The sequence below is a fragment of the Edaphobacter sp. FHG110511_03 genome, from assembly GCF_059115365.1.
The window spans coordinates 344,429-370,874 of the sequence record NZ_JBZYWL010000003.1; the positions used below are offsets into that span (position 1 = coordinate 344,429).

Annotated in this window: 25 protein-coding genes; 18 read left to right on the forward strand and 7 right to left on the reverse strand. The window is 58.5% G+C overall.

Annotation, left to right across the window (positions count from 1 at the left end):
• Positions 1–24: 24 nt before the first annotated feature.
• Positions 25–612 (reverse strand): anthranilate synthase component II, encoded by a 588-nt coding sequence (locus AC5S26_RS14845; RefSeq protein ID WP_494185684.1) that lies wholly within the window; start codon positions 610–612, stop codon positions 25–27.
• A 62-nt stretch (positions 613–674) separates the two neighbouring features.
• Here AC5S26_RS14845 and AC5S26_RS14850 point away from each other — a divergent pair, with 62 nt between their 5' ends.
• The 3 genes from AC5S26_RS14850 (at position 675) to AC5S26_RS14860 (ending at position 2,418) form a co-directional block, all read left to right on the forward strand.
• Entirely contained in the window at positions 675–1,547 is an 873-nt protein-coding gene (locus AC5S26_RS14850) for a hydroxypyruvate isomerase family protein (RefSeq protein ID WP_494185685.1), read from the forward strand.
• A gap of 78 nt (positions 1,548–1,625) precedes the next feature.
• Positions 1,626–1,904, forward strand: a complete 279-nt coding sequence (locus AC5S26_RS14855; protein ID WP_494185686.1) for a hypothetical protein — start codon at positions 1,626–1,628, stop codon at positions 1,902–1,904.
• Between the two features lie 13 nt (positions 1,905–1,917).
• Positions 1,918–2,418: a GNAT family N-acetyltransferase gene (locus AC5S26_RS14860; RefSeq protein ID WP_494185687.1), complete on the forward strand. Its 501-nt coding sequence runs from the start codon at positions 1,918–1,920 to the stop codon at positions 2,416–2,418.
• A gap of 142 nt (positions 2,419–2,560) precedes the next feature.
• Here the strand turns inward: AC5S26_RS14860 and trpE are convergent, their stop codons facing one another.
• A complete protein-coding gene (gene trpE / locus AC5S26_RS14865) occupies positions 2,561–4,090 on the reverse strand; it encodes an anthranilate synthase component I (protein WP_494185688.1) in 1,530 nt (509 codons plus the stop codon).
• A 241-nt stretch (positions 4,091–4,331) separates the two neighbouring features.
• Between trpE and AC5S26_RS14870 the strand changes: the two genes are divergently transcribed.
• A complete protein-coding gene (locus AC5S26_RS14870; protein ID WP_494185689.1) occupies positions 4,332–5,597 on the forward strand; it encodes a Glu/Leu/Phe/Val family dehydrogenase in 1,266 nt (421 codons plus the stop codon).
• A 709-nt stretch (positions 5,598–6,306) separates the two neighbouring features.
• On the opposite strand, the gene AC5S26_RS14875 is transcribed toward AC5S26_RS14870, so the two are convergent.
• On the reverse strand, positions 6,307–7,359 hold the full coding sequence (locus AC5S26_RS14875) for an Ig-like domain-containing protein (protein WP_494185690.1): 1,053 nt from the start codon (positions 7,357–7,359) through the stop codon (positions 6,307–6,309).
• A gap of 60 nt (positions 7,360–7,419) precedes the next feature.
• On the opposite strand from AC5S26_RS14875, the gene AC5S26_RS14880 reads away from it, so the two are divergent.
• The 3 genes from AC5S26_RS14880 (at position 7,420) to AC5S26_RS14890 (ending at position 9,532) form a co-directional block, all read left to right on the forward strand.
• Positions 7,420–8,049 (forward strand): hypothetical protein, encoded by a 630-nt coding sequence (locus AC5S26_RS14880; RefSeq protein WP_494185691.1) that lies wholly within the window; start codon positions 7,420–7,422, stop codon positions 8,047–8,049.
• A 319-nt stretch (positions 8,050–8,368) separates the two neighbouring features.
• Positions 8,369–9,073: a CDP-diacylglycerol--glycerol-3-phosphate 3-phosphatidyltransferase gene (gene pgsA / locus AC5S26_RS14885; protein WP_494185692.1), complete on the forward strand. Its 705-nt coding sequence runs from the start codon at positions 8,369–8,371 to the stop codon at positions 9,071–9,073.
• Positions 9,074–9,163: 90 nt separating this feature from the next.
• Positions 9,164–9,532 (forward strand): NIPSNAP family protein, encoded by a 369-nt coding sequence (locus tag AC5S26_RS14890; RefSeq protein ID WP_494185693.1) that lies wholly within the window; start codon positions 9,164–9,166, stop codon positions 9,530–9,532.
• Between the two features lie 111 nt (positions 9,533–9,643).
• Here AC5S26_RS14890 and AC5S26_RS14895 read toward each other — a convergent pair whose 3' ends face one another.
• Positions 9,644–10,213, reverse strand: coding sequence for a YdeI/OmpD-associated family protein (locus AC5S26_RS14895; RefSeq protein ID WP_494185694.1), 570 nt, complete (start codon positions 10,211–10,213; stop codon positions 9,644–9,646).
• Positions 10,214–10,610: 397 nt separating this feature from the next.
• Here AC5S26_RS14895 and AC5S26_RS14900 point away from each other — a divergent pair, with 397 nt between their 5' ends.
• The 3 genes from AC5S26_RS14900 (at position 10,611) to AC5S26_RS14910 (ending at position 14,883) form a co-directional block, all read left to right on the forward strand.
• Entirely contained in the window at positions 10,611–11,099 is a 489-nt protein-coding gene (locus tag AC5S26_RS14900) for a (2Fe-2S)-binding protein (RefSeq protein ID WP_494185695.1), read from the forward strand.
• Positions 11,086–13,368, forward strand: coding sequence for a xanthine dehydrogenase family protein molybdopterin-binding subunit (locus tag AC5S26_RS14905; RefSeq protein ID WP_494185696.1), 2,283 nt, complete (start codon positions 11,086–11,088; stop codon positions 13,366–13,368). The genes AC5S26_RS14900 and AC5S26_RS14905 overlap by 14 nt, the downstream gene beginning before the upstream one ends.
• A gap of 270 nt (positions 13,369–13,638) precedes the next feature.
• Complete coding sequence (locus AC5S26_RS14910; RefSeq protein WP_494185697.1) at positions 13,639–14,883, forward strand: hypothetical protein; 1,245 nt, start codon at positions 13,639–13,641, stop codon at positions 14,881–14,883.
• A 26-nt stretch (positions 14,884–14,909) separates the two neighbouring features.
• Here AC5S26_RS14910 and AC5S26_RS14915 read toward each other — a convergent pair whose 3' ends face one another.
• The gene (locus AC5S26_RS14915) at positions 14,910–15,275 is read right to left on the reverse strand and encodes a hypothetical protein (protein WP_494185698.1); all 366 of its coding nucleotides are present in this window, start codon (positions 15,273–15,275) and stop codon (positions 14,910–14,912) included.
• Positions 15,276–15,400: 125 nt separating this feature from the next.
• On the opposite strand from AC5S26_RS14915, the gene AC5S26_RS14920 reads away from it, so the two are divergent.
• The 5 genes from AC5S26_RS14920 (at position 15,401) to AC5S26_RS14940 (ending at position 20,282) form a co-directional block, all read left to right on the forward strand.
• Positions 15,401–16,471, forward strand: a complete 1,071-nt coding sequence (locus AC5S26_RS14920; RefSeq protein WP_494185699.1) for a cobalamin-independent methionine synthase II family protein — start codon at positions 15,401–15,403, stop codon at positions 16,469–16,471.
• 225 nt (positions 16,472–16,696) lie between these two features.
• Positions 16,697–17,335, forward strand: a complete 639-nt coding sequence (locus AC5S26_RS14925) for a TetR/AcrR family transcriptional regulator (protein WP_494185700.1) — start codon at positions 16,697–16,699, stop codon at positions 17,333–17,335.
• A gap of 131 nt (positions 17,336–17,466) precedes the next feature.
• Entirely contained in the window at positions 17,467–18,327 is an 861-nt protein-coding gene (locus AC5S26_RS14930; RefSeq protein WP_494185701.1) for a hypothetical protein, read from the forward strand.
• Positions 18,328–18,541: 214 nt separating this feature from the next.
• Entirely contained in the window at positions 18,542–19,321 is a 780-nt protein-coding gene (locus AC5S26_RS14935; protein WP_494185702.1) for a biopolymer transporter Tol, read from the forward strand.
• Positions 19,284–20,282 carry an amidohydrolase family protein gene (locus AC5S26_RS14940; RefSeq protein ID WP_494185703.1) on the forward strand — a complete coding sequence of 333 codons (999 nt, stop codon included), beginning with the start codon at positions 19,284–19,286 and terminating at the stop codon, positions 20,280–20,282. The genes AC5S26_RS14935 and AC5S26_RS14940 overlap by 38 nt, the downstream gene beginning before the upstream one ends.
• 295 nt (positions 20,283–20,577) lie before the next feature.
• Here the strand turns inward: AC5S26_RS14940 and AC5S26_RS14945 are convergent, their stop codons facing one another.
• The gene (locus AC5S26_RS14945) at positions 20,578–22,113 is read right to left on the reverse strand and encodes a fumarate hydratase (protein WP_494185704.1); all 1,536 of its coding nucleotides are present in this window, start codon (positions 22,111–22,113) and stop codon (positions 20,578–20,580) included.
• Positions 22,114–22,222: 109 nt separating this feature from the next.
• Here AC5S26_RS14945 and AC5S26_RS14950 point away from each other — a divergent pair, with 109 nt between their 5' ends.
• Complete coding sequence (locus tag AC5S26_RS14950; RefSeq protein WP_494185705.1) at positions 22,223–23,623, forward strand: aspartate ammonia-lyase; 1,401 nt, start codon at positions 22,223–22,225, stop codon at positions 23,621–23,623.
• Positions 23,624–23,656: 33 nt separating this feature from the next.
• Here AC5S26_RS14950 and AC5S26_RS14955 read toward each other — a convergent pair whose 3' ends face one another.
• Complete coding sequence (locus tag AC5S26_RS14955) at positions 23,657–24,340, reverse strand: outer membrane protein (protein WP_494185706.1); 684 nt, start codon at positions 24,338–24,340, stop codon at positions 23,657–23,659.
• Positions 24,341–24,504: 164 nt separating this feature from the next.
• Here AC5S26_RS14955 and AC5S26_RS14960 point away from each other — a divergent pair, with 164 nt between their 5' ends.
• Together AC5S26_RS14960 and AC5S26_RS14965 are read left to right on the forward strand one after the other, a co-directional pair.
• A complete protein-coding gene (locus AC5S26_RS14960; protein WP_494185707.1) occupies positions 24,505–25,068 on the forward strand; it encodes a c-type cytochrome in 564 nt (187 codons plus the stop codon).
• 199 nt (positions 25,069–25,267) lie between these two features.
• Entirely contained in the window at positions 25,268–26,419 is a 1,152-nt protein-coding gene (locus AC5S26_RS14965; protein WP_494185708.1) for a Kelch repeat-containing protein, read from the forward strand.
• The last annotated feature ends 27 nt before the right edge of the window (positions 26,420–26,446 follow it).

The window sequence follows — 26,446 nt, forward strand, 5'->3', positions numbered from 1 at the left end:
GCCTTTATCCAATTCCTGCCGATGCTACATCTTTAGAAAATTCGCAATGATCTCTTTGCCATGCAAGGTCAGCACGCTCTCGGGATGGAACTGAACCCCTTCAATCGGAAGCTCACGATGCCTGAGAGCCATAATCGTCTCCTCACCCGTCACCGCATCGGTCGTCCGGGCCGAGACCTCCAGCTCCTGCGGCAGTCCCTTCGGGCTCACAATCAGCGAGTGATATCGCGTGCACGTCATCCGCGAAGGAATTCCCGCGAAGATCGTCCGCCCATCGTGGTCTACTTCGCTGGTCTTGCCGTGCATCAGCTTCGGCGCACGAATCACCTCGCCGCCAAACGCCGCGCCGATCGCCTGGTGTCCCAGGCATACGCCAAGAATCGGAACCCGTTTGTCCGATTTCGCGAAGCGCCGTATCAGCTCTATGCTGATCCCAGCATCCTGCGGTGTGCACGGTCCCGGCGAGATCAGGATGCGCTCCGGATTCAGCGCCTCAACCTCTTCCGGCGTCAGCTCGTCGTTGCGCCTGACCACCATCTCGGCGCCCAGCTCGCCCATATACTGCACCAGGTTGTAGGTGAATGAGTCGTAATTATCCAGAACGAAGACCATGGCTGAATATGATTTTAGCTCCTGTACCCCGCGCCCTGCTCCCTGTACCATTATCCGCGGTTATGGAAAATCGACGTAAGTTCCTCAAATCTGGTCTGGCGGCGACCGTTCTGACAGCAACATCGTCCCTCGCCGCGCAGACGAATAGCGCCCAGCAGCCCTCGCCCGTCAAGCGCAAGGGACGTATCCAGCAGTCCGTCTCCCGCTGGTGTTACAAGCAGTTCACCCTCGATCAGCTCTGTACCTATGGAGTGCAGATGGGGCTGAAGGGCATCGACCTGCTGGATATGCCGGATTGGGAGGTGCCCCACCGCTATGGGTTGGTGTGCACCATGGGCTATTGCGGTGGAGGAACGATCTCCGACGCGCTCAATCGCACGGAGAACCATGCCGCCATTGAAGAGGCCTTCCGCAAAAACATTCCCATCGCCGCTAAGGCCGGAGTGCCGAATGTCATTACATTCTCCGGAAACCGGCGCGGCATGTCGGATGAAGAAGGCGCGCGCAACACCATCGCCGGACTGAACCGGTTGAAGAAGATCGCCGAAGACAACGGCGTGAACATCTGCGTTGAGCTGCTGAACAGCAAGCGCAACCACAAGGACTATATGGCCGATCACACGGCCTGGGGCGCGCGTGTGATGCGGGAGGTTAATTCACCGCACGTGAAGCTGCTCTACGACATCTACCACATGCAGATCATGGAAGGAGATCTGATCGCCACCATTCGAGAGAACATCGATGTTCTTGGCCACTTTCACACCGGAGGCGTTCCGGGCCGGAACGAAATCGACGATACGCAGGAGATCTACTATCCGGCGCTGATGAACGCTCTAGTCGATCTGAAATTTTCCGGCTACGTCGCCCACGAATTCGTACCGAAGCGCGACCCGCTGACCTCGCTCAGACAGGCAGTCGATCTTTGTGATGTGTAGGAGTTCAGCAGCCCTGATCTTTCGCGAGGCAAACGCGGGCGGCTCTTAGGCGTCTTATAGAGCGATTGGAGAACGTTCATGCAATTCGACTTTAGTCGTTGGAAACACTTCACTGCCATGGCCATCATCGGCGACGGCGTCATGGGAATGCTCCATCCCCGCCGTGGAGCTCAGGCATGGCACTACGGTCCTCAGCCCTGGCAAAACCTCATGCAGTCTCTCGAGGAGCGTCCCAATCTCACGCGAATCATCTCTGCCGCACAGGTAGTGGGCGGGGTCCTCTGGGTTCTTCACAGCTCCAGGGAAGAGGCCAGCGCCTCCGCCAAACTCGAGGGCTCATCTCACCACATCGCCTGATTACACTCTTTCCATGGCGGTTCATCTTCGTCCAATTACGCCCCCACTCGTCTGGGAGTACAAGACGGTGCGGCTCCGCGCGCTCAAGGACTCACCCACCTCCTTCGGCAGCACCTACCTGCGCGAGTCGCAGCTTACCGACGCGGAATGGGTTGCGCGGATCCAAAACCTCAATGGCATTCGCGGCACCGGCTATCTGGCGCAGGCGGAGGAGAGCTACGTCGGGCTTGCACTCTGCCTCCTCGATGAAAACGATCCGAAGAAAGCGGAGCTCATCTCGATGTGGGTCGCGCCGGAGCAGCGGAGACTAGGCGTTGGACGTCTTCTGATCGATGCGATTACTGTATGGGCACGGGAGCACGGAGCCCGCGCCCTGCACCTGATGGTCACCGACGTCAATCACTCCGCAATGGACTTCTACAGAAGCCTCGGGTTCTCGCCGACTGGCCACACCGAGCCTTATCCCAACGACCCGGCCATTCAGGAATACGAGATGTCGAAGCCACTCGGATAATGCTCCGAAATCTTCGCCCAATCTCTCATCCGCGAAATTGGTTATCACGCGAAGGCGCGACTCATCCCGTTTCGGATAGTTACATTCCCCGCGCCCGCTCTATGGCCATCGCCGTACCCGGCAAGATGTACGGGTTCAACCGCTACATTCCCCGCGCCCGCTCTATGGCCCGCACGACTGCCTGAGCCTTGTTGCGGCACTCCTCGAATTCCTTCTCGGGAACCGAGTCTGCCACAATCCCCGCGCCTGCCTGGATGTATCCATGCGGCCCATTCATGTACAGCGTGCGGATCGCGATGCACGAATCCAGATTGCCGCTGAAGTCCGCATACAGAATGCTTCCGCCATACACGCCGCGCCGCGCCGGCTCCATCTCCTCGATGATCTCCATCGCGCGAACCTTGGGAGCTCCGCTTAGGGTCCCGGCAGGGAAACACGCACGAAACGCATCGATCGGCGCAAGTCCCTCGCGCAACTGTCCCTCAAGCGCGCTGACTAGATGCATCACGTGGCTGTACCGCTCCACGAACATCAGGTCTTTTACCTTTACCGAGCCGAACTCGCTTACGCGCCCCACGTCATTGCGGCCCAGGTCCACCAGCATGATGTGCTCGGCGCGTTCCTTCTCATCGGCCCGCAGCTCTGCTTCAATCCGGCGATCCTCCACCTCATCTGCGCTCCGATGCCGCGTCCCGGCAATCGGCCTGTACTCCACCTCGCGCCCATGCACTCGCACCAGCAGTTCCGGCGACGATCCCACAATGTGGTGCGCCACAGGCTTCTTGGCTGAAGACTTCTTCTTCGTTCCCTCTTCCAGCCCGAACCGCAAAAAATACATATACGGGGAAGGGTTCACAACCCGCAGCGCACGATAGATCTCGAACGCGTCCACTTCCGGCTCGCAGTCGAACCGCTGCGACAGCACACACTGAAACACATCGCCGGCCGCGACGTACTCCTTCGTCTTCTCCACTGCTTTCAGGAACGTCGCCTTGGAAGTCCGCGCCGTCAGCTTCAGTTTTCCCGCAGGCTTTTTCTTCTTGAACGCAGGCAGAGTGCCGGAGAACTTCTTCTCCAGCCGGTTCAGCCTTCGCACCGCGCGCGCATAAGCGCCCTGGCTCTTCTCCCGCGCCAGGTCGGTGGTGACGATAAGGTGAATCTCCTTCTTCACATGGTCGAAGACCAGCACCTGGTCGAAGAACATCAGGCATGCGTCCGGCACTCCCAGCTCATCCTTCGTGGTCGCGGGAAGCTTCTCGATCTGGCGCACGACGTCGTATGCAAAAAATCCCACCGCACCGGCGGTAAAGGGAGGCAGTCCCGACAGCTTCGCCGGTTTGTGTCCACTCAGCTCCTGCTTCAGCTCCTCAAAGACGTCGCCGGTAAACTGTCGTTCCTTCTGACCTTCGCGGACCGCAATGGCGTTGCCGCGAGCCACCATCTTCTTGTACGGCTCGATCCCGATAAACGTGTATCGGCCCACATGCTCGCCACCCTCCACGGACTCCAGCAGGAACGCCTCCGGCTCCTCTGCCGCGATCCTCAGAAACGCTGAAACCGGCGTCTCCAGGTCCGCAGCCACGGTTCTGTAGACCGGGACCAGCGTATGCGAGCGGCAGAGCTGCAGAAAATCGCGCTCTAAGGGCAGGGAATTCGTGGCGGAGACTGGCATAACTGTCTCCATCATACCCGCGCCTCCCCCCTGCCTCGCGGCTTGCCGAGTCCATGACGAACGTGGTACGCCATCCCCCTTGGTTGCATTGAAACTCCCGTTGCCGCGTCCTATACTCAGCAGGTTTGGCCACAGACCGGTCTGGTCAAAGCTGTATGCTTGCTTACCTTGGGGCTTTATCGGAGGCAGGACGATGGCCGGAGAATCGCTGATACCAGCAACAGAGAAAAAGGAAATCACGATGCAAACCTTGACCCTCGAGCAGGAGACCAACCCCTGGGAAGCCCAGGCTGCTCGGTTCGACTTCGCTGCCAAAAAACTCAACCTTGAGCAGGGCCTCTGGAAGGTCCTCCGCCAACCTTCCCGCGAGATCATCGTCCACATTCCCGTCAGCATGGATGATGGCACCATCGAGGTCTTTACCGGCTACCGCGTCCAGCACTCCGTCGCCCGAGGCCCGGGCAAGGGCGGCATCCGCTATTCCCCCGACGTCTCCCTCGACGAGGTCCGCGCCCTCGCCTCCTGGATGACCTGGAAGTGCGCCGTCGTCAACATCCCCTTCGGCGGAGCCAAGGGGGGAGTCATCTGCGATCCCAAAAAGCTCTCCCAGGGCGAGCTCGAGCGCATCACCCGCCGTTACACCTCCGAGCTGATCGAGTTCATTGGCCCTGAAAAAGATGTCCCCGCGCCCGACATGGGAACCGACGAGCAGACCATGGCCTGGATCATGGATACCTACTCCATGCACATGCGCCAGACCGTCAACGCCGTCGTCACAGGAAAGCCGGTCAACCTTGGTGGCTCGCGTGGACGTACCGCCGCCACCGGTCGCGGCCTCTCCGTCGTCTGCGACGAAGCCCTCAAGACACTCGGCATGCCCGTCGAAGGCTGCCGCGTCATCGTGCAGGGCTTCGGTAACGTCGGCTCCAACGCCGCCCGCCTTCTCGCCGACAAGGGTTACACCATCATCGGCATCGCCGAGTACGACGGCGGCCTCTTCAATCCCGACGGCATCGACATTCACGCCCTGCTCGAGCACAAGAAGCGCGCCCGCACCATCGTCGGTTTCTCCGGTGCAAAGGCCGCCGATAAAGACGAGCTCCTCACCTACCCCTGCGAGATCCTTATTCCCGCCGCCACTGAAAACGTCATCACCAGCAAGAACGCCGACAAGCTCCGCTGCAAGATTCTTTGCGAGGGCGCTAATGGCCCCACCACACCCATCGCCGACGATATCCTCGCCGAGAAGAAGGTCTTCATCATCCCCGATATCCTCGCCAACGCCGGAGGAGTCACCACCAGCTACTTCGAGTGGGTGCAGGACCGCATGGGCTACTTCTGGACCGAGTCCGAGGTCAACCAGCGCCTCGACCACATCATGGCCGAGAGCTTCCGCGACGTCATCACCTACGCCCAGAACCACAGCGTCAACAACCGCATCGCCGCCTACATGCTCGCCATCGACCGCGTAGCCTACACCACGCGCCAGCGCGGTATCTACGCCTGAACAACAATGAGCCCCGGAGAAGCGATGGTCTAAACTCCGGGGCTGGTTGCTGATTGGACCTCGATGGACGAGACGCGTCCGATCATCCTCATCACCAGCCTTAGTCCCACCAGCCCGTAGCCTCAATGGCGATGGATGCGATCAAATTTATGTAGGCTGCCTGTCTAGGATTCGTGATGGCTCACTCTTAGCCTCCGGATTAGCTTAAGGACATCTTTAAAGCAGAGGGCGCCAATCAGGAGGAGGATCGGCACAGAGAGCAAACCGCCGAGCGTTATAACGTGGTCGAGGCGGAAATCTGCCGAAGCATGAGAACGGCGTGGCATGCCCAGGTAGCCAAGAATAAATCGCAGCAGGAACGTTCCTCTCCAAACTTCAGGAAGCAGAAGGAGCCTGATGCAGATCACGCCGAACGTCGCCTCTACAAGCAACCGAATGACGAGCAGGACTTTTCTCATCCGACTATTGTTTCAGCATTCCAATGCTCTCCAAAGTGGAGTTCACGTCCGAGTGAAGCATCGTAAAACGCTCGTTGCGTAAGCGCCACCTAACCAAACGGTGAGAGGAGTATTGATTTACCTTCGCGACGGCCCCATCGTCGCTAAGGCGGGCCATTCGAACGAAGTTCGAACCGTCTCGTTAGCGGCACGGCTTTAGCCGTGCCGTACCCATCACAGAAGAAAGCGGCTGAAGCCGCTGAAGTCCACGCCTAAGGCGTCACCACCAGCTTCACCTTCTGCGACACCCCCGCTCCGCCCACACTCCCCGTCACCGTAATCGTGTAAGTCCCCGGCCGAGTCCCCAGATCCGTGCACGTTCCTGTCCCACATCCTGTCATCGTCCCCATCGCCATCACGGCACAAACCGCCGCCAGCAGCCCCTTCGCCATCCGTCGTCGCCCCGGAACCAGCACCAGCAGCAATCCCGCCACCGCTGCACTCTTCGCCGGAGCACCATAAGGCGTCGAAGACCCGCAATCCCGCGGAGCCGACGTTGCAATCCGAAGCGTAGCAGCGCCCGCTCCAGCCGCCGCACCCGAGCTGCCGGACACGTACGAGCACGAGGCTTCCTCCGGCAATCCGCTGCAGCTCAGGCTCACCGCCTTCGCCATCCCCGAGCCCATATTCACCACTACCGGAATCACTGCCGTATCGCCCGCCGCCACCGTGACCGTCCCCGTGCCAATCGTCAATCCTGTTCCGGGCCCCTGTCCTGACTGCTGCTGGTTCACCACCACGCTCAACGCCGCCGAGACGCTCCCGGCCGTCATCGCATCGCCCGCATAGTGGGCGACGATATTGTGGCCTCCGACGCTCAGCGCCGACGTGTTCCAGGTAGCCGCGCCTGCGCTCACCAAAGCGGAACCCAATGTAGCTCCGCCCTCGACGAACGTAACCGTTCCCGTCGGAGCAGTCTTTCCGCCCCCAGCCGCAACCTTTGCCGTGAACGAGACATTCGCACCCGCAACCACGGGATTCGCGCTCGCCGAAAGCGTAGTCGTCGTCGCTGCCAGCGTCCCCTGCACCATCTCGTGTAGCACGGTGCTCGTCGACCCCAGCGAGTTCGCGTCTCCCACATATCGCGCCGTAATGGCATGGTCTCCCGCCACCAGCATCAGCACGGAAAGCGCCGCCGTACCGCTTCCGCTCAGTGTTGTCGAGCCCATCGAAACGGTTCCATCCAGAAACGTCACTGCCCCGGACACCGGCCCATGTGCACCCGCGACCGTAGCCGTGTAAACCAGCCCTCCGCCTACCGCCACCCCCGGGCCAAAGAACAGCCTTCGGAGTAGAATTCCTCGCAGTCAAAAAGGGAGGCGGGAATGCTTACACGATCCACGGCACTCTTTATCGGAACGGTTCTCGTAGCGTCCATGGCCCTGGCAAAGGGCAAGCCGAAAGAGATTCTCCCGCCCTACGTCCTCTCTGCCCACACCGTCTCCGTCGTCATCGACCCACACGCCGGTATCTCCGTCGAAGACGATCCCAACGCCAACCAGATCGCCCGCAGAGACGTCGAGGCGGCTCTGCAAAACTGGGGCAGGCTTGACCCAGTCCTCGCCGGCCAACCCGCAGATCTCATCATCGTCATCCGCCGTGGACACGGTCGCCAGGTCGACGAAACCATACCCGACCCGCGCCAGAACGACCGCATCGGCGGCATCAACTCCTCCAATGACAGCATGTCGGTCGGAGGCCGTCAGGGCACCCCTCCCGGATCCTCTGGGCCGCCCGCCGCGCGATTCCCCCAGGCGCCCGCCGCCCCCCAGACCGAGATTGGCGGCGAGGACGACTCCTTCGCGGTCTATAACGGCACCATCACCAGGCCTCTCGACGCACCCCCTGCATGGAGATACACCGCCCACGATGCTCTCCGCCCCCACAACGTCCCCGCCGTCGACCAGTTTCGCAAGGCAGTCGCCGCCGCCGAGAAGGCCGCGAACCACCCCTAGTGTGTAGCCACATTTGGAGTGAAGTGAGCGCCAAGTGAAGCATAAATAGCTGATTTATATAAAGATTGTCATCCTGAGCGACTGCGCCTTCGCAGCTTCATTGCGAAGCGCAGTCGAAGGATCTGAGGTTTGATGACAGCCTCATCTGCTCGACTCAATCTCCAGCTTTCTCACCTTCAACACTTATCGGTGAGTAGGTCGATACCCGCTCGCAACAGCAGCCTCCCGGGCGGCCCACGCAGACGCCTGCCTTGATGTGGCAGAATGATGTCATTGACCGCCCGGCGCGAGCCCGCCTCCGAGCCTGTGCCATCATGCGATGAATCTTCCTAACTCCATCACGATGAGCCGGATCGCAGCCATTCCGCTGCTCATCTGGATCCTCTCGCCCGCCTTTCCCTTCCACGGCCACGGTCAGGCCGGGCTCCGGGGCGGCGAGCAGGAGATCATCGCCTCCATCGTCTTCATCATCGCCTCCATCACCGATGGAGTCGACGGCTACCTCGCCCGTCGCCGCGGACAGATCACCACCATGGGGATGCTGCTCGACCCCCTCGCCGACAAGCTCCTGGTCTCGGCCGCCTACATCGTCTTGGTGGCCTACAACCCGCGCATCGTCCCGCCCTGGATCGCCGTCCTTGTCATCGGCCGCGAGTTCCTCGTCTCCGGCCTGCGCTCCATCGCCGCCACTGAGGGCTTCACCATCGAGGCCTCCGAGATCGGCAAGCTCAAGACCGTCATCCAGATCGTTTCCGTCGTCGCCGCCATCCTCGCCCACCGCTGGGACTACTGGCTCTGGTTCCCCAACTTCCACGGCGGCTTCGTCATCGGTGTCCGCTTCATCGCGCTGACGGCCATCTACTGGATGACCATCGTCTCCATCATCTCTGCGATCGATTACTTCGTAGGCTTCTGGAAGAAGATCGACCACGCCAGCGAGCGCCAGCGCCGCCGCCGCGTCGTCCTCAGCCGCAAAGCCAAACCCTCCCAGCCCAGCCCCGAACACCCCTCCCGCATCGGCTGAATGGGATTGCCGAGGACAGCAAAGAACCCCAACTGACGAGAACCCGGCTTATCGCTACGGATGCCAAAATTGAAGGGGTACGACGAGGCAATGGCAAACGCTCACCCAGTAACATGTCAGATTCGGTACACGCTCGACTTGAGCAAGCTGAGTGCGTTTGAGAGCTATGCGCGCACTTGGATCGTGCTCGTCGAGCGCTATGGCGGGATTCACCATGGATATTTCATTCCTCGAGCGTCCCCGGACAGAGTTGGGGTGAGCTTTCCGGGACTTGGACATGATGGCCCAGCGGATGTTGCCGTGGCGATGTTCACCTTTTCAGACGAAGAAAGTTATCGGAGCTATCGCGAGAGGGTCGCAGCGGATCCCGAGTGCAAATCGGCTGCGGAGATCGTTCGAGAGACGGGTTGCTTCCTTCGCTACGAACGCCTCTTTCTCGAACCCGTGAAACTGGCATGAGAACGAGCGACACGACAGCCATTTGGTCGTGAGAAACTCGCTTCCCGTCATCGGCCGAAGGCATGCACTCGCCCCGTATTAGATCCAGAAAGGGTCCGCCCGAAAGGGACTTCACTTCGGCAGTTCGTTGAACCCCCGACCACTCAAGATCATGGGGATACATCTTTCTGCTCGCGCTGTTCTGGTGTTTGTCTGCTTAGCGCTTGAGATGTGGAAGATGTATGACTTTCTCCGGCCCGGCGTGAGTGCTTCAAACGATGCTCTCAGAGCCGCGTCGTCACTCAGCAAGGCCTCTAACTCCTCAGGAATGGCGTACTCGGATAGCTTCTTGCGCTCGACCTTCTTCCCGGACTCCTCCAGTTCGATGGCTTCGTAGAGGTACTTTCTCAGAGACGACTGCAAGGCCGTAATCTCTCTGAGTGAAGTGAACTTGATCCATCGCGCGGCCTGCGTGTGTTCTCCGACTTTGCTAAGAATATCTATGGGATCTTTGAGCAGAGCACCTTTGAAGAACGAGAGCGCACACGACTCCTTGAGCGGGATGATAATGGCGACGTTTTTCTTCAGAAAGGTGAAGGAGGGTTTGCCCCACTTGAGTTCTTCGATCAGATCACAGTCAAGGGCAATCTTTCGCAGCTTATCCGTTTCCTTCTGCCACTTCTTTGCGTAGGGAACCTGCATCGCTTCCGCCGATCCTTCAGCCCGTCAAAATTGACGTGTTCGCAATGAACCGCCGGCGAATCCAGTTCTATGGAAAGAGAATTGAACTCCTAACGGACGTGAAGTCAGCATACCGCGCCGCGTCGCATGATGCCCGATAAACGCCCTTGCCCGTAGCAAACTGATCCTCCGACCTCCGCCGTCCACCACTCCTGCCGGGTGCTCCATTCATTCAGCTTCATCGCATGGGGGTCCTTTCGCCCAAGGCGCGAATAAAATAAGCGGCTTTAGCCGCTGAAATTTACGGTATGCATTCGAGACAAAGTGTCACAATACAGGTAATAATCTTGTTGTCTGTCACCTTGTTTTGAACCCGCCTTGAAGTATCTCTTCTCCATGTTCTTGAGGTGAAATCAAAATGCCATTCCAGCTGAACATCAATCGGAAACCTCAAACGGCGGACGTCGCGGATGACACGCCGTTACTTTGGGTGCTGCGCGACACACTCGACATGAAGGGCACCAAGTACGGCTGCGGGATCGGCATGTGTGGTGCGTGTACCGTGCTGATGGACGGCAAGGCCATCCGCTCCTGCCTGACTCCGGTGTCGGCAGTGAAGGGGAGCATTACAACGATCGAAGGTCTGGGGGAGGACGGCAAACTGCACGCCCTGCAACAGGCCTGGGTTGACCTGGACGTTGCGCAGTGCGGTTACTGTCAGGGTGGACAGATCCTGAGCGCGGCCTCGCTGCTTGCGGAGCATCCCAAGCCCACCGACGAGCAGATCATCACGGCGATGACGGGCAATATCTGCCGCTGCGCTACATATAACCGCATTAAGGCGGCGATTCACCAGGCTGCGAACTCACACGTCGAGACGAAGGGAGACACCCATGCCGGTCTCTGAGACATTCGTACAATATGACGCCGATCTGCAGGCCATGATCGCGGAGATCGAGACGATGCCAGCTCCGACTGCGGGGATGGGGCGTCGATCGTTTATCAAGCTTGCGGGATTTGCCGGCGGCGGGCTGGTGCTGGCCTTCAATCTCAATACTCGCGTTGCCCGAGCGGCCGACGCCCACCCAACAGCAGAGTCCGAGACGCTGAATGCTTTTGTGCGCATTGCGCCGGACAACACGGTCACGGTCGTCTCCAAGGGGCCAGAGATTGGCCAAGGTATCAAGACAGCGTTCGGCCTGATCATCGCCGAAGAGCTCGACGCGGACTGGAAGACCGTCAAGGTCGATCAGGCTCTGATCAACCCCAAGGTTTATGGCTATCAGGGCGCCGGCGGATCCACCTCGATCCCGCGCGGATGGGATCAACTGCGGCAGGCGGGCGCCACCGCGCGCGCCATGCTGATCGCTGCGGCGGCCAAGCAATGGAATGTGTCGGCGAGTGAGTGCACGGCCGCGGCCAGCTGTGTGAGTCACAAGCCTTCCAAACGCATGATGTCGTATGGCGAGTTGGCGAAGGCGGCGGCTGCACAGCCGGTGCCGGATGTGAGCAAGGTGCCGCTGAAGACGCGAGGCGAGTACAAGCTGCTGGGCAAGCGTTACACCGGAGTCGACAATCTGAAGATTGTCACCGGCAAGCCTCTGTTCGGTATCGATGTGCAGATGCCTGGCATGCTCTATGCCAATTACGTGAAGTGCCCTGCCGTCGGCGGCAAGGTGAAGAGCGCCAATCTGGACGAGATTAAAAAGATGCCGGGCGTGGTCGATGCGTTTGTGCTTGAGGGCACCGGCAATCCGCTTGAGGTAATGCCGGGTGTTGCGATCATCGCCAAGTCTACGTGGGAGGCCTTCAAGGCGAAGTCTGCACTGAAGGTCGAATGGGACGAGAGCGGTGCGTCGAAGGATTCGCTAACCCAGGCAGACGCCAAAGCGAAAGAGCTTGGGCCCAAGATGCCTGCACCGGCCAACAATGTGGGCGATGTCGATGCCGCCTTTGCCTCCGCCGCCAAGGTGGTCGAAGCGAATTATGACTACGCGATGGTCTCGCATCAGCAGCTGGAGCCACAGAACAACACGGCGTGGTGGCATGACGGCATCATGGAGGTGTGGTCGCCAACCCAGCAGGGGGACCGCGGCCTGGCGATGCTCGTCAAGATGCTGAACCTGCCGGAAGAGAAGATCAAAATTCACCAGACCCGCGCCGGTGGCGGCTTTGGCCGCAGGCTGATGAACGACTACATGTGCGAGTCCGCGGCGATCGCGCTGAAAGTCAACGCTCCGGTAAAGCTGCAATGGAAGCGCGAAGACGACTTCGCTCACGACTTCTTCCGCGCAGGCGGCTATCACTTCCTGAAGGGCTCGGTCGACAAGGCGGGCAAGCTGACGGCCTTCCAGAACCATCTCGTCACCTTCTCCGCCGACGGCAGCCGCCCGGTATCGGGTGGCGGGCGCAGCAGCAACAGCTTCCCCACGGACATGGCGCCTAACACGCGCTATGCCGTCAGCCTGATGCCGTTGCAGATTCCGTGCGGCCCTTGGCGCGCTCCTACGGATAATGTTCAGATGTTCGTGGCGGGGAGCTTCCTTCATGAGCTCTCCGTGGCAGCAGGACGCGACCACGTGGAGTTCCTGCTGGAATGGTTCGCGCGGCCGCTCGCTGCTGCTCCTACTCAGGGTCCGCCGCCCGACCTCAGCCGTACCTTCAATCCCACCCGCGCCGCCGGCGTCCTCAAACTGGCAGCGGAGAAGTCGGGTTGGGGTAAGAAACTTCCTGCCGGACGCGGCCTGGGCATCGCCTTCAGTTGCGCCTACGGTGGCCACATCGCCGAAGCCGTCGAGCTGAGCGTCGATGCGAAGAAACACATCATCGTGCACAAGATCACAGTCGTCGGTGACATTGGTCCCATCATCAACATGAGCAGCGCCGAGAACCAGGCGCAGGGCGGCGCTATCGATGCACTGTCCACCGCGATGGGACTGGAGATCGGTTTTGAGCAAGGCCGCATCCAGCAGACCAACTTCGGCGAGTATCCGATTTTGAGGACAAACAGCGCGCCTCCGGTGGACGTCCACTTTATCCAGTCGGAGTTCCGCCCTGCCGGTTTAGGCGAACCCTGTGTGCCTCCTCTGGCCGCAGCACTGGGGAACGCAATCTTCGCAGCCAACGGGGACAGGGTGCGTACCATGCCCTTCAAGCGCGCGGGGTACACGATTTGAAGTGTCCGATAAGTGCCGAGAAACGCTCTTTCCGGTAGCAAGCTGATCCTCCGACCCCCGCCGTACTAACTCCTGCCGGGTGCCCATTCATTCAGCCTCATCGCATGAGTGGGCCCTTCGTTGCAAAGCGCGAACAGCAGTGTTACAGGCACGGCTTTAGCCGTGCCGTATCGGCGCGACCAAATAAGCCGCTTTAGCCGCTGCGGTACAGCTCTGCCAAAGTTTTCTGTTATAAAACCCGGCCTCGTCTTGAGATAGAGTCGTAGATCTATGTTGGTCCGAATCTGCACGCTCCTCTTCCTGGCAGCATGCGGTCCTTCTGCCTGGGCCCAGCAATTCCGCGAGTGGACCTTCCAGGCCCCTGCCGGCTGGCAGCTCTCCCAACAGCCAGAGACCGCCACCCTCACTCCTCCAGACGCCGCGACCGGCACCGTCTATCTCCGCCTCTTCCCCGCGCAGAATCTCAACGGTACGCTCCAGTCCTGGCTCGAGCAGCGCGTCCAGCAGGAGACACAAGGGCTCACCCTCATTCAGACCACACCCGCCGGGCCCCTCAGCACCAGCGGTCTTCAGAAGATGGTTGTCATTCAGCAACCCGACGGACAGAAGGCGGTCCGCATGTACATCGGCAAATCGCCGTCCTCCGGCATTGGCGAGTTGATGGTCTTCCACGCCGCCGTCGCCGTCGCCAAAAACTACACCCCGGTGCTCAACGCCTTCGTCAGCTCCATCCGGTTCGCGCCCGTCGAAGCTCCTCCCCCGGCCGCTCCCCATTCCAATTCCATCCAGCCCAACCCCATCCAGCCCGCTCCTGCTCCCACCGCCCCCTCAGGCAACTCCCCCGAGGGCCTCGTCAACGGAGGCACAGGACTCCAGGGCTGGTATGCCAAATCGGCCACCCGCGTCATGCCAGGCATGAACTTCACCACCTCGGTCAAGACTGTCTGGAAGTTCTACCGCTTCTTCCCCGACGGATGGGTCTACACCAGCCTCCCGCAACAGGGCTCCCTCAACGACATTCAATGCCCGCAGGCTGGAACCGGCGAAGGACGCTGCGTCCGTTATCAGATCACTGGCCGCTCCATCCGCATCGGCAACGATGAGTCCAAATCCATCGAGCCCGTCCCCGGCCCCGATGGTGAGATTCGCGTCAGCGGTGTAGGCATGTGGCCCCTTCGTCCTCTTCCCAGCACCCCCACAGGAACCTACCAGGCCGTCAGTGGCAGCGGAATGATGGGCACCGGCTCCCTCCGCCTCGAGGACATGACCTTCCTGCCCGGAGGCCGCTTCACCAGCTCCCGCTCCACCTCCGTCGCCAGCAACACCGCGAACACCAGTGCGGGCGCCTATCGCAGCGGCTCGGCAAGCGGTCAGTACCGCATCAACAACAACTTCGACCTCGAGCTTCAGTTCTCCGACGGCACTCGCACAATCACCCGCATCGTCGCTCCAACGCAGGACATCGAGATGCTGATGATCGGCGGGACGACCTTCGTAAGAAAAGGCGCGCGCTAGCCCACTTCCCATCGGCCCAGCAAAATTTATCCTAAGCTTGCCAAGAGTGCATCAATCAGTTTTCCCTCTTCGCGGGGATCGGTGTCTTTCTCTATGCAAACCGAGATGTGACCCTCACGGTAAGGACGCACATATTGATAAAAATTTCCGTAGGACACGATCAAAAAGCGCAGACCCCCGCAGTCGATGTCTCCACGCTGCTTTGCCAGCACTAAAAGCGTTGGGTTTACAAGCAGCTCTTCATAGCGATCACTCTCGCTGTCGGAAGCTTCCTCGACCATCTGACGTTGCCGGAAAATCAGCCGCTTTTCTTGATAAACAGCGACATACCGGATATTGCGCGACAGGTGGAACGCTTGCTCGATGAAGTCAAGAGCCGCTTTCTCATTCATACAGCAAGGATGGTATCAGTCCTGAGAAACGCTCTTCTCGTCACTCGAACCCAGATGGTCGCCGCCAGCGACGTCCATCTTAAGATGGATCTCCAGCACGATCCCTCAGGCGTAGACTGCCCGCAATGAACACCGAACCTATCGGCAGTATTCCTCGGCCGCTGCCCCTGCTTCACGCGATTGCGGCATTTCGCTCTGAACGTATCACCCGCGACGTATTGGACGAGGAGTATGCAAAGGCCCTTCGGGACACCTTGCAGCGCTTTGCCGAAACCGGTTCGCCTATCATCACCGATGGCGAGCAGACCAAGCCAAGTTTTGCCACGTATCCCCTGGCAGGGTTAGAGAACCTCGCGCCGGATGGCGTGGTCATTCCCTTCGCAGACGGCCATAAGCGCCAGTTGCCCCGTTTAACCAAAGGCCCCTTTCGCTATGCCGTCCATGCCGGTGCATACACTCGATCCGCCCGGCTCAACGCCACTCTCCCCATCAAACAGGCTGTTATCTCTGCCTCTGCTCTGAGCCTCCTCTATCCGTCCTCCGCCATTGCAGACTATCCACAGGATGCTTTTGTTGCCGATCTGATCAACGAGGCTGAAAAAGACATTCGTGATGCGCTCGATGCAGGCGCCGTTGTTGTGCAGATCGACTTCACCGAAGCCCGCCTCTCCTTGAAGCTCGATCCATCGGGAAAACTTCTCCGTAGCTTCATCGATTTGAACAATCAGGTGCTCGATCGCTTTACTGGTGAGGAGCGCAAACGGATTGGAGTTCACGTCTGCCCAGGAGGAGATTTCGATTCGACGCATAGCGCGGATGTCAATTATGCAGGACTGCTGCCTGACCTCTTTCAGATGAATGTCGGGCGCTTCTACCTGCAGATGGCAAGCGAACCAGATCGGCCCGGCACTCTTCGCATCGTCAAGGACGTCATGAAGCCGGACCATCTGGTGTTCATCGGCGTTATCGATCCCATCAACCCCATCATCGAAACCGCCGACCAGGTGCGGAGCCGGGTGCTTGAAGCAGCGTCGATCCTGCCTCCTGAACACCTCGGCACCACTGACGATTGCGGCTTCGCGCCGTTTGCCGACGATACTTCGACTGCACGCGACACAGCGTTCAGCAAAATACGCGCACGCGTAGAGGGAACCAAACTTGCCGCCGAAGAGCTTGGCATCGCTTCCACACGTTAAAGCAACAACGCTCTCGTGGAAGACGGCAGATTCCCTAGTCGCCTCCGGACTTACCTGAAGATCTCAGCGGTCTCGAATACCTCGGAAGGTGAGGATTTCAGACTTATGCTTTGCAACAGTAGAGAGCAGGCTGGCCAACAGCAATTTGTTCTATGGTTGAGTCGCTCTTACAGAGGGCACTTGTCGCGAAGTGCGGTAGAGTATAGGGGCAAGGGACACATCGCGATGCACGGGGACAAGCGTCAAATTCTTGTAAAAAAGGCCACCGCCTTATTTTCCGAACACGGTTTCCAAGCGGTTGGAGTGGATTCGATCATCCGCGATTCTGACGTTGCCCGCATGACCCTCTATCGGCACTTCGCCAGCAAGGACGAGCTGATTGGAGAAGTCCTGTCGCAACGCCACGAGCACATCTTCCAAAGCATCGAAGAGAAGATGCAGCCGATCACAGACCCAAAGAAACGGTTGAAATGTATCTTCGACTGGTATCAATCATGGTTTTGTACGGCTGAGTTCGCTGGGTGTTTATTTGAGCGGGCGCTTGCCGAGTTCGGCACGAAGAGGCCGTTGATCTCAGAGCCCGCGGTTCTTTTCCGGAATTCAATGACCGATCTGATGGCTGGCATATTGCAAGATGTTGTGTCTCCTTCGTCGGCGAAGCAACTGGCGCATGTTTTCATGATGTTGCTGGATGGCGCGACGGTGGAAGCTCGAGCGACGAATGATTCGCACTCTGCGGCCATAGCCTGGGGTACAGCGGAAAAGCTTCTTGAACAAGAAATCGGCAAGACAGGTAGGGTCGCCTCGCCGAAAGTTCGCAGCCATGCGCTTCTGAAAAAAAAGTCCAAATCCCAAAAAGCCTAAACCTCAAGCTAAAAATCGACGGTAATGAAGGTTCAATATTTTTTATTTTGACGAGAGGGAGACCGGTCAGTATCATTTTCTCCTAATGCCAGCTAAACCTGTGCTGTTCCTATAGTTAGGAGACCCGTGCAATGCTGAACCGCTGTTCGCTCATTTACCGCAAGTTTTTAGGAGTCATTGCCCTCTTCATGCTTGCTATCTGCCTTGCACCGGCTGCCGACGGACAAGTCGATGTAGTCGCATCCCTTAAACAGAAATATCGCATCACCGAGATCAATATGCAGGGGGTTGCGGCTAATCCCGGAACTGTATTCACGATCGAGGCCGATGGCATCAATGCGGAGCCTTATCCGACGATGATCACCTTCGAAAATCCGGTGATAGATGGTCAGGTAAAGCAGCGATCCAAGGGCTTCGGCCTGCTCAAGAGCTCGAACTTACAGATCCTGCAGCCCGGGCAGAAGGTGTATATCACCAAGATCAATGGCCACACCCAGGGGGACGGGGATTCTCTCAAGGTTACGATCCTGACCACCGATGCCGTTCTGGCCACGTATTCCAGCGGTGCATATAGTCAGTATCAGGCTGCCAAGCGATATTCCACCACATTGGCATTCAAGCTACCCAAGGGCGCTCTCGCAGAAATGTCTTTGGACGATGCGTCCAAAACGATTGAAGCTGTTCTCTCAGTCAACGCAGCCGATCAAGTCCGGGCCCGTGATTCCGGGACGGTGGCTCGTTCCTGCGAACCGCACTGCGCCGTTTCCACCACCACAGGTGCAGTCTTGGGCGGTGCAGTTGTAGCTCCAGTCAGCACACAGCCCACCACACAGCCCACCACGCAGACCATCTCCATAGGGCAGACCATCGATCAAGTGACTGCAACCATGGGACAGCCAACCCAAATCGTTGATCTGGGACCTAAAAAAATCTTCAAGTACCCCGATATGAAGGTGATTTTCGTCAACGGCAAGGTCAACGACGTACAGTAGTGCAATCATCCGCCGTTCTTCATGAACGGCGGATGCCTCAACGAAACGAAGTGCCGAACGTTCCGTCCAGGTCTTGTCCTCATAAACGCGCTTGTCGTACAAAAGCGATGCATTGTCGTTTGGAGAAAACGTAGCTTTAGCCCCAGTGTTGGTGGGTTGACTTTAGCCGTGCTACCGCGCCACGCAAATGCAGCTTTGCTAAAGTTCTCCTGCCATGAAATTTCTCCTCGTCCTCGCACTGGCCTCTGCCACGCTCCACGCCCAGCAGACCCCCGACGTCCCTGACTGGGCCCAGCCCGGCTCCTCCACCCACAAACAGGTCCCTCCACCCGCCGACTTCCACCGGCCCAGCAAAATCTTCAATACCCCCATCGGCATCTTCGACGGGCAAGCAGACATCGGCTCCGCCGTCGTCCCCGGCTCAGCCAGCTACGACGCCGCGACGAAGCAGTACACCATCCACTCCGCCGGCTATAACATCTGGTACTCCCGCGACGAGTTCCGTTTCCTCTGGAAGAAGATGTCGGGAGACGTCTCCCTCGCCGCCGACGTCACCTTCCCCAATCCCAAGGGCTACAACGACCGCAAGGGCGTCCTCGTCATCCGTCAGAACCTCGACGACGATTCCAAGGAAATCATGACCGGCGAGCACGGCACCGGCATGGTTCATCTCGCGGCCCGACCGGAGAGAGGTGCAAACTTCCGCGACTACGAGTACCGTCTCTCCGCCGTCGGTCTACCCTCCAGCCCCAATCCCTCAAGCCGTGTCGATATCCTGCCCAAGCGCGTCGGTATTGAAAAACACGGGGACGAAGTCTACCTCTACATCTCGCTCGAAGGCGAGCCGCTCCACCAGTTCGGGCCCCCGATTCGCCTGCACTTCGACGGTCCTTTTTATGTCGGCATAGGCTTTACCTCACACCTGCCTGCCACAGTCGACACCGGTGTCCTCTCCAATGTCATCCTCGAAAACTCCGCCGGAAAAGTCCGCTAGTTTTTCTCTCGCCATGAAAATAACCATCTCCCTCGCCTCGACCCTTCTTTTCCTGGCTTCCGTCGCCCAATCTCAACCCACCACCGACTTCCACCAGCATCTCTTCAGCCCCGCCTCGCACCAGCGCGCTCCCCAGGTCCAACCCTTCGTCGCCCACGACCTCGTCACCCTGCTCGACGCTGCAGGAGTACGCCAGGCCGTTATCCTCTCCCTCGCCTATCAGTACGGAAACCCCAACCAGCCGCCGATCGAAGATGAGTACACGAAGGTGAAGGCGGAAAACGACTGGACCGCGCAACAGATCTCCCTTTACCCGGGCCGTCTCTGGGCCTTTTGCAGCGTCAACCCGCTCAAGGACTATGCCCTCGACGAGATTGCCCGCTGCGCTCGTGACCCCATCCTGCGCACCGGTCTCAAGCTCCACTTTGGAAACTCCGACGTCGATCTCGACAACCCGCAACACGTCGCACAGCTGCGCCGCGTCTTCCAGGCCGCCAACGATCACCATATGGCCATCGTCGTCCACATGCGCTCCTCCGTCACGAGGAAGCGCCCCTACGGGGCCAAGGAAGCGCGTGTCTTTCTCACCCAGCTTCTCCCCGCTGCACCCGATGTAACCGCGCAGATCGCACACCTCGCGGGCTCAGGCGGATACGACGACCCCGTCGTCGATGACGCGCTCTCCGTCTTCATCGAAGCCATCGCAAAGCATGACCCCCGCATGAAGAACGCCTACTTCGATATCTCTGGAGTCGCGGGGGCCGGGCAATGGGAGGCAAAGAAAGACCTCATCGCCGCCCGCATCCGGCAGGTCGGCGTAAAACGCATCCTCTGGGGCTCCGATGGAGCCTTCGGCGGTGGTCCCACTCCACAACAGGCCCTGAAGGCCTATCAGGCTCTCCCGCTCACCAAACAAGAGTTCCACACCATCGATACCAACGTTCCACCCTATCTGCACTGATGATGTCACTCCCTCCCTGACAGCCCCCTTCAATAAGTCATCTCGACCGGGGCGCAAGGAGCGGAGTGGAGAGATCTGCCTTTCTGCGGCTCTGTCAAGCATCTAAAGCATGTAAACCATTACAAATCAGTAATATAAATCTGCCGATCAGTTGTCTCTCCCTTGCTATCCTGAATACAGGACGAAAAAGGGAAAAGGCCCACCAGACGGTGGGCCTTTAGGATCGTGGAGAAAAGTAGGTTCAAGGCTAAAGTCTATTTTTAGAAGACTTTGCGCAATTAAGTATGGGGGGCTACTACTGCAGAATCGGTACCCCGCCCAGCTCCCCGGCAATCCGCGCCTGCCACTCAGCCGGACCGGTGTGATGGACGCTCACGCCCTTTGAATCCACCGCCACCGTGACCGGCATATCGACCACGTCGAACTCGTAGATGGCCTCCATGCCCAGGTCGTCGAAGCCCAGAAGCTTCGAGCTGCGGATCGCCTTCGAGACCAGGTATGCGGCACCGCCGACCGCCATCAGGTACACGGCCTCGTGCTCCTTGATGGCCTCGATCGCAGCCGGTCCGCGCTCAGCCTTGCCGACCATGCCCAGCAGCCCGGTCTCGGACAGCATCTGCCGGGTGAACTTGTCCATGCGCGTCGCCGTCGTCGGCCCAGCTGGCCCTACTGCCTCGTCGCGCACGGCATCCACAGGGCCGACGTAGTAGATGAAACGGTTCTTGAAGTCGACCGGCAGATCTTCTCCGCGGTTCAGCATGTCGGTCATGCGCTTGTGCGCCGCATCGCGGCCGGTGAGCAGCTTGCCGTTCAGCAGCAGCACCTCGCCCGGCTTCCACGTCTTCACCTCGTCATGGGTGACGGTGTCGAGATTCACGCGTCGTGCCTTCGAGGAGTCGTAGGTCAGCTTCGGCCACGCCTCCAGCGACGGCGGCTCCAGCGCTACCGGCCCCGAGCCGTCCAGATGAACATGCGCATGTCGAGTGGCCGCGCAGTTGGGAATCATCGCCACGGGCAGGTTGGCCGCGTGGGTGGGGTAGTCGAGAATCTTGATGTCGAGCACGGTGGTCAGACCGCCCAGCCCCTGCGCTCCAATGCCCAGCTGGTTGATCTTGTTGTAGAGCTCGATGCGCAGCTCTTCGATCTTGTTCTTCGGCCCACGTGCGATCAGCTCCTGCATGTCGATCGGGTCCATCAGGGACTCCTTCGCCATCACCATCGCCTTCTCCGCGGTCCCGCCGATGCCGATACCCAGCATCCCCGGAGGACACCATCCGGCGCCCATCGTAGGAACTGTCTTCACCACCCAGTCGACGATCGAATCCGAGGGATTGAGCATGACGAACTTCGACTTGGCCTCCGATCCGCCGCCCTTGGCCGCGACCGTCACGTCCACGTCGCCGCCCTCAACCATCTCCACCGAAACCACCGAAGGGGTGTTGTCGCCGGTGTTCTTGCGAGAGAAGGCGGGATCGGCCAGGATACTGGCCCGCAGCTTGTTGTCGGAATGGTTGTAGGCTTGGCGAACGCCTTCGTCGACCATCTGCTGCACCGTCATCAGCGGCTGGCCGCCGTTATCCCAGCGAGCCTCCATGCCCACCTTCACGAAGGCGGTGACGATGCCGGTGTCCTGGCAGACGGGCCGATGCCCCTCGGCGCACATGCGCGAGTTGATCAAAATCTGCGCCATCGCGTCCTTCGCGGCAGGCGACTGCTCGAGCTCCCAGGCGCGGGTCAGGTTGGTGATGAAGTCCTCAGGATGGTAGTAGCTGATGTACTGAAGAGCGTCGGCGACAGACTGAATGAAATCGGCTTGCTTGATGGTGGCCATGAAGTGCGAAGTCCTTATTTCCGGATACGCTCAATTCTAGGATGTCCCGCGTATCGTTGTCTCATTCTGGCTGTAGAACTCAAGCATCTAATGTTTTAGAGGGACGAAGATGTCCGATATCCGTACCGAAACCGATTCCTTAGGTGAAGTTGAAGTCCCTGCGGAAGCTCTTTACGGAGCCCAGACCACACGCGCGGTCTCCAACTTCCCCATCAGCGGACTGAAGGCAAATCGCTTCCTCGTCCGCGCGCTCGCGATGATCAAGCTTGCGGCGGCGGAGGCGAATGCGGAGCTGGGTCTGATCACGGCGGAGCAGGGAAGAGCCATCGTGCAGGCAGCGCAGGAGATTCTGGATCACAAGCACCATGAGCACTTCGTGGTCGACGTCTTTCAGGCCGGAGCGGGCGTGAGTCTGCACATGAACACCAACGAGGTGCTGGCGAACCGGGCGAACCAGATTCTGGGTCAGGAACTTGGGACGTACAAGAAGATCCATCCGAATGACCATGTGAACTACGGGCAGTCGACCAACGACGTCTTCCCGACCGCAATGCGTCTCAGCGCTTTGCTTGCGCTGGAAGAGCTGTATCCGGTTCTTGAGAGGCTCAGCGAAAGCTTTGCCGCGAAGGCTGTCGAGTTCAAAGACATCCTCAAAGCCGGACGTACCCACATGCAGGACGCCGTGCCGATCACGCTGGGCCAGGAGTTCGCCGCGTATGCGGTTGCGATGCGTGAGGCTACGGCTTCCATCCGGCGCAACGCTGTAGCGCTGCACTCGCTTGGGTTGGGAGGCTCAGCCGTCGGGACCGGCCTCAACACGCATCCCGAATACCGCGAGAAGGCCATCGCAAAACTTGCCCACCTCACAAAGCTTGAACTGCACCCCGCCGACGATCTTCGCTATGCCATGCAGTCCTGTGCTCCGATGGCAGATGTCTCGGGCGCGCTGCGCGGCCTTGCGCTGGAGATGATCCGCATCTCGAACGACCTGCGGTTGCTCTCGTCCGGGCCGAATACGGGCTTCAACGAGATCCATCTTCCCAGCCTGCAGCCGGGTTCGAGCATCATGCCGGGCAAGGTGAATCCCGTGCTGGCCGAGCTGACCGCGATGGTCGCCTTCCAGGTAATCGGCAACGACACCACGACGGCGATGGCGGTGCAGGCAGGACAGCTGGAGTTGAACGTGATGATGCCCGCCATGACGCACGCCACGCTCCAGTCGATCACGATCCTGACCAATACCCTGCGCGAGCTGGATGCGCACTGCATCCGGGGGATTACGGCGAACCGGGAGCGCAACGCCTTTTACGCCTCCAGCACCATCGCGCTCGCGACCGCGCTGAACCCGTATATCGGTTATCGCAAGGCAGCGGAGCTGGTGAAGGAGTCGGTGGCCTCAGGCCGGTCGATCGTCGATCTGGCGCGCGAAAAGAAACTCCTCAACGAAGACCAGATCGCCGAGATTCTTGATCCCAAAAACATGACCGAACCTCACGTCAAAATCTCCTGACGGCAAGGTTCGGTCGTTGTTTCTGGATGAGCGCTACTTGATGCGGCCGAATCGATAGACGACGCCGAGGTTGACGCCTAAGTTGTTCTGGATGGTTCCTCCCCAGGTCGAGCCCAGATAGGTAGGAGTAATTCGGAAGGCGAGGTTCGGGTAGAAGTTGTAGTCCAGGTTTACGCCCGCAGAGAAGACCGCGCGGGTCTCGGAGGGCCACAACCCGAGCTGTTCGGCAGGAATGCCCTTGGATCCGCTGTCGAATTTGCCGATTCCCGCGCCCGCCGTGCCGAAGACGCTCGCTGCCATCTTCTCCCTGAGGTAGAAGCGGTAGTTCGGGCCTGCCATGAAGGTGTACTGGGAGATCTGCGGATTCTTGATGTTGAATTCCGTGTTGCCGACCTTGGCATTGCCATAAGCGCCGCGCACATCGGCGAGGATGCCCAACTTCGGGTTGAAGAAGCGAGTTCCAGAGACCCAGAAGGTAACCTCGTTGTTCCTCTGGAGGTCTTCTCCGGAACGGAAGCGAAGGTAGCCGCCACCGGCCCCGCCCTCCCACTTGTGGCTGTAGGTGTCCTGAATGGTGCGCTCGATACGCGCTCTGCGATTGGCATTGGTCTCTCGCCTGCGCGAAAACTGGGCTTGAAGGGGAGTCGATCCGCTGGCAACGAAAACGGCGGCCAGCGCTGCTGCCGCACACTTCACACTAAACCTGAAACCGAACATCAACGATTACTCCTGCACTAGCTGGGCTCTTGCTATGGTGGAACTTAGGGCCCGCCGCTGGAAACTCTCGCCGCGAGCCATCTCTCTTATTAGAACATCCGCGGCATCCGTGGAGCGGGGACAACGGATTTTCCATAGCGAATTCCTCGGGAAAGGTTTTGATTATGGCGAAAAAAAGTAGTGGAGGGGGTTTTGGCAAGCTGCTGCTGGGATTTGTCCTGGGAATTGCGGCGGTCGCTGCCGGTGGGTACGCCTATCTCAATTTCGGAAGCCTGCCTGTTGCTGTGAGCGATGCGCCTTTTCTGTTGGAGAAGCAGCTGGTCAGAATTCCATTGCATAGCCGCATCGACAGCGAGAAGAAGGACCCACCGTTCGGCATTGGCGAGGACGTCTTCGAAGGGGGTGCCAAGATATATCGGGCACAGTGCGCATCCTGCCATGGCACGCCGGGACACGATGTGGGGTATGCGAAGTTCATGTATCCCTCCGCTCCCCAGCTCTGGAGAAAGCACGGAAGCAAAGGTGTCGTTGGTGTGAGCGACGATGAGACTGGCGAAACCTACTGGAGAGTCGCTAACGGAATCCGGCTGACGGGAATGCCCGCCTTCAGGCACGTTCTTTCCGATACGGAGATGTGGCAGGTCAGTCTTCTGCTGAAGAACGCGGACAAGGAGATGCCGGACCCGGTGGAGCGACTTTTGCGAGGAGAAACGGCTAGTAAACCATAACTAAATTGTTCTTAAAAAGCTTACTGTATTCAATCAATTGCACGGCTGAAATTTATTTGCTTGACTCGCTGCAACTCAAGCTACATCATGAGTTACCGAAAATAAAGATAGTTTACATTTTGTCGTTATAGATCCTTTTAGATACTTCCGGGTCGCATCCTGTAGCGGATGCAGTGTTGTATCCAAAAAGGGGATTTACGTGGAATTTTTAAGAAAAATTGTTAGTTTCGGCTTTGGTTTAGTTCTGGTTAGCCCTCACGCTGGATTTACTCAGACATTTGCATATACAGGAAATCTCCAGCATGACAGAGCAGTCCACACTTCAACACTTCTGCCCAATGGTCAAGTACTGATCGCGGGCGGGCAAAATTCAGATGGAGGTACGATCAATAAAGCAGAACTTTATAACCCCTCAACCGGAACATTTGCCTATACTGGAAATTTGCAGCACGACCGTGATTATCACACCGCAACTTTTATACCAAGCATTGGCAAGGTTCTTATTGTGGGTGGCCTGAATGGTGATCATGAGGCTATGAATACAGCAGAACTGTACGACCCGTCGACTGGACAATTTTCTTATACGGGTAGCCTTCTACATGCTAGAGGAGATCATACTGCAACATTAATAACCAGTGGCGCTTTTGCTAATTATGTACTAATAGCTGGTGGTGTTACGAAACGTAATGGGACAGTGCTAAATACCGCTGAACTCTATAACCCCTCCACTGGAACCTTCTCTTCCACCGGTAATCTTTTGCAAGCACGTTCGGGGTTCACTGCCACGCTTTTGCAAGATGGCTCAACTGTCTTAGTAGCTAATGGCGCAACTGGATCTAGTGCCCTAAATACTGCTGAAATATACAACCCGCTAACTCAGAGTTTTTCTGCTGTTGGCTCTACGGTTCATCCTCGAGCTTATGGAACTGCGGTTCTATTGCAATCAGGAAAGGTGTTTATAACTGCCGGTTATTTTTCTAATCCCATTAGCTATGCTGGGACTGAATTATACGATCCCGCCACCCAAACCTTTAGCGAAACTGGAAATTTGATAGCAGGTCGCACAAATGTAACCGCAGTACTTTTGAATAGTGGTCAAGTTTTAGTTGCAGGGGGATCGGCTATAAGCATACAGAATCCTGCCCTAAACTCAGCTGAACTTTGGACCCCCAGCGTCGCAACATTTTCTTATACAGGATCGTTAAAGCATGACCGTGCAGGAGCTGGAGCGACTTTATTGCAAGATGGGCGTGTATTGATTACCGGAGGTGTAAATGACGATGGAGATACTATAAACAGCGCGGAAATTTATACGCCACCACCTCCGCCCGTAGCCCCACAATTCAATTAAAGATAAAGCCGGAGATAATCGCTGTCT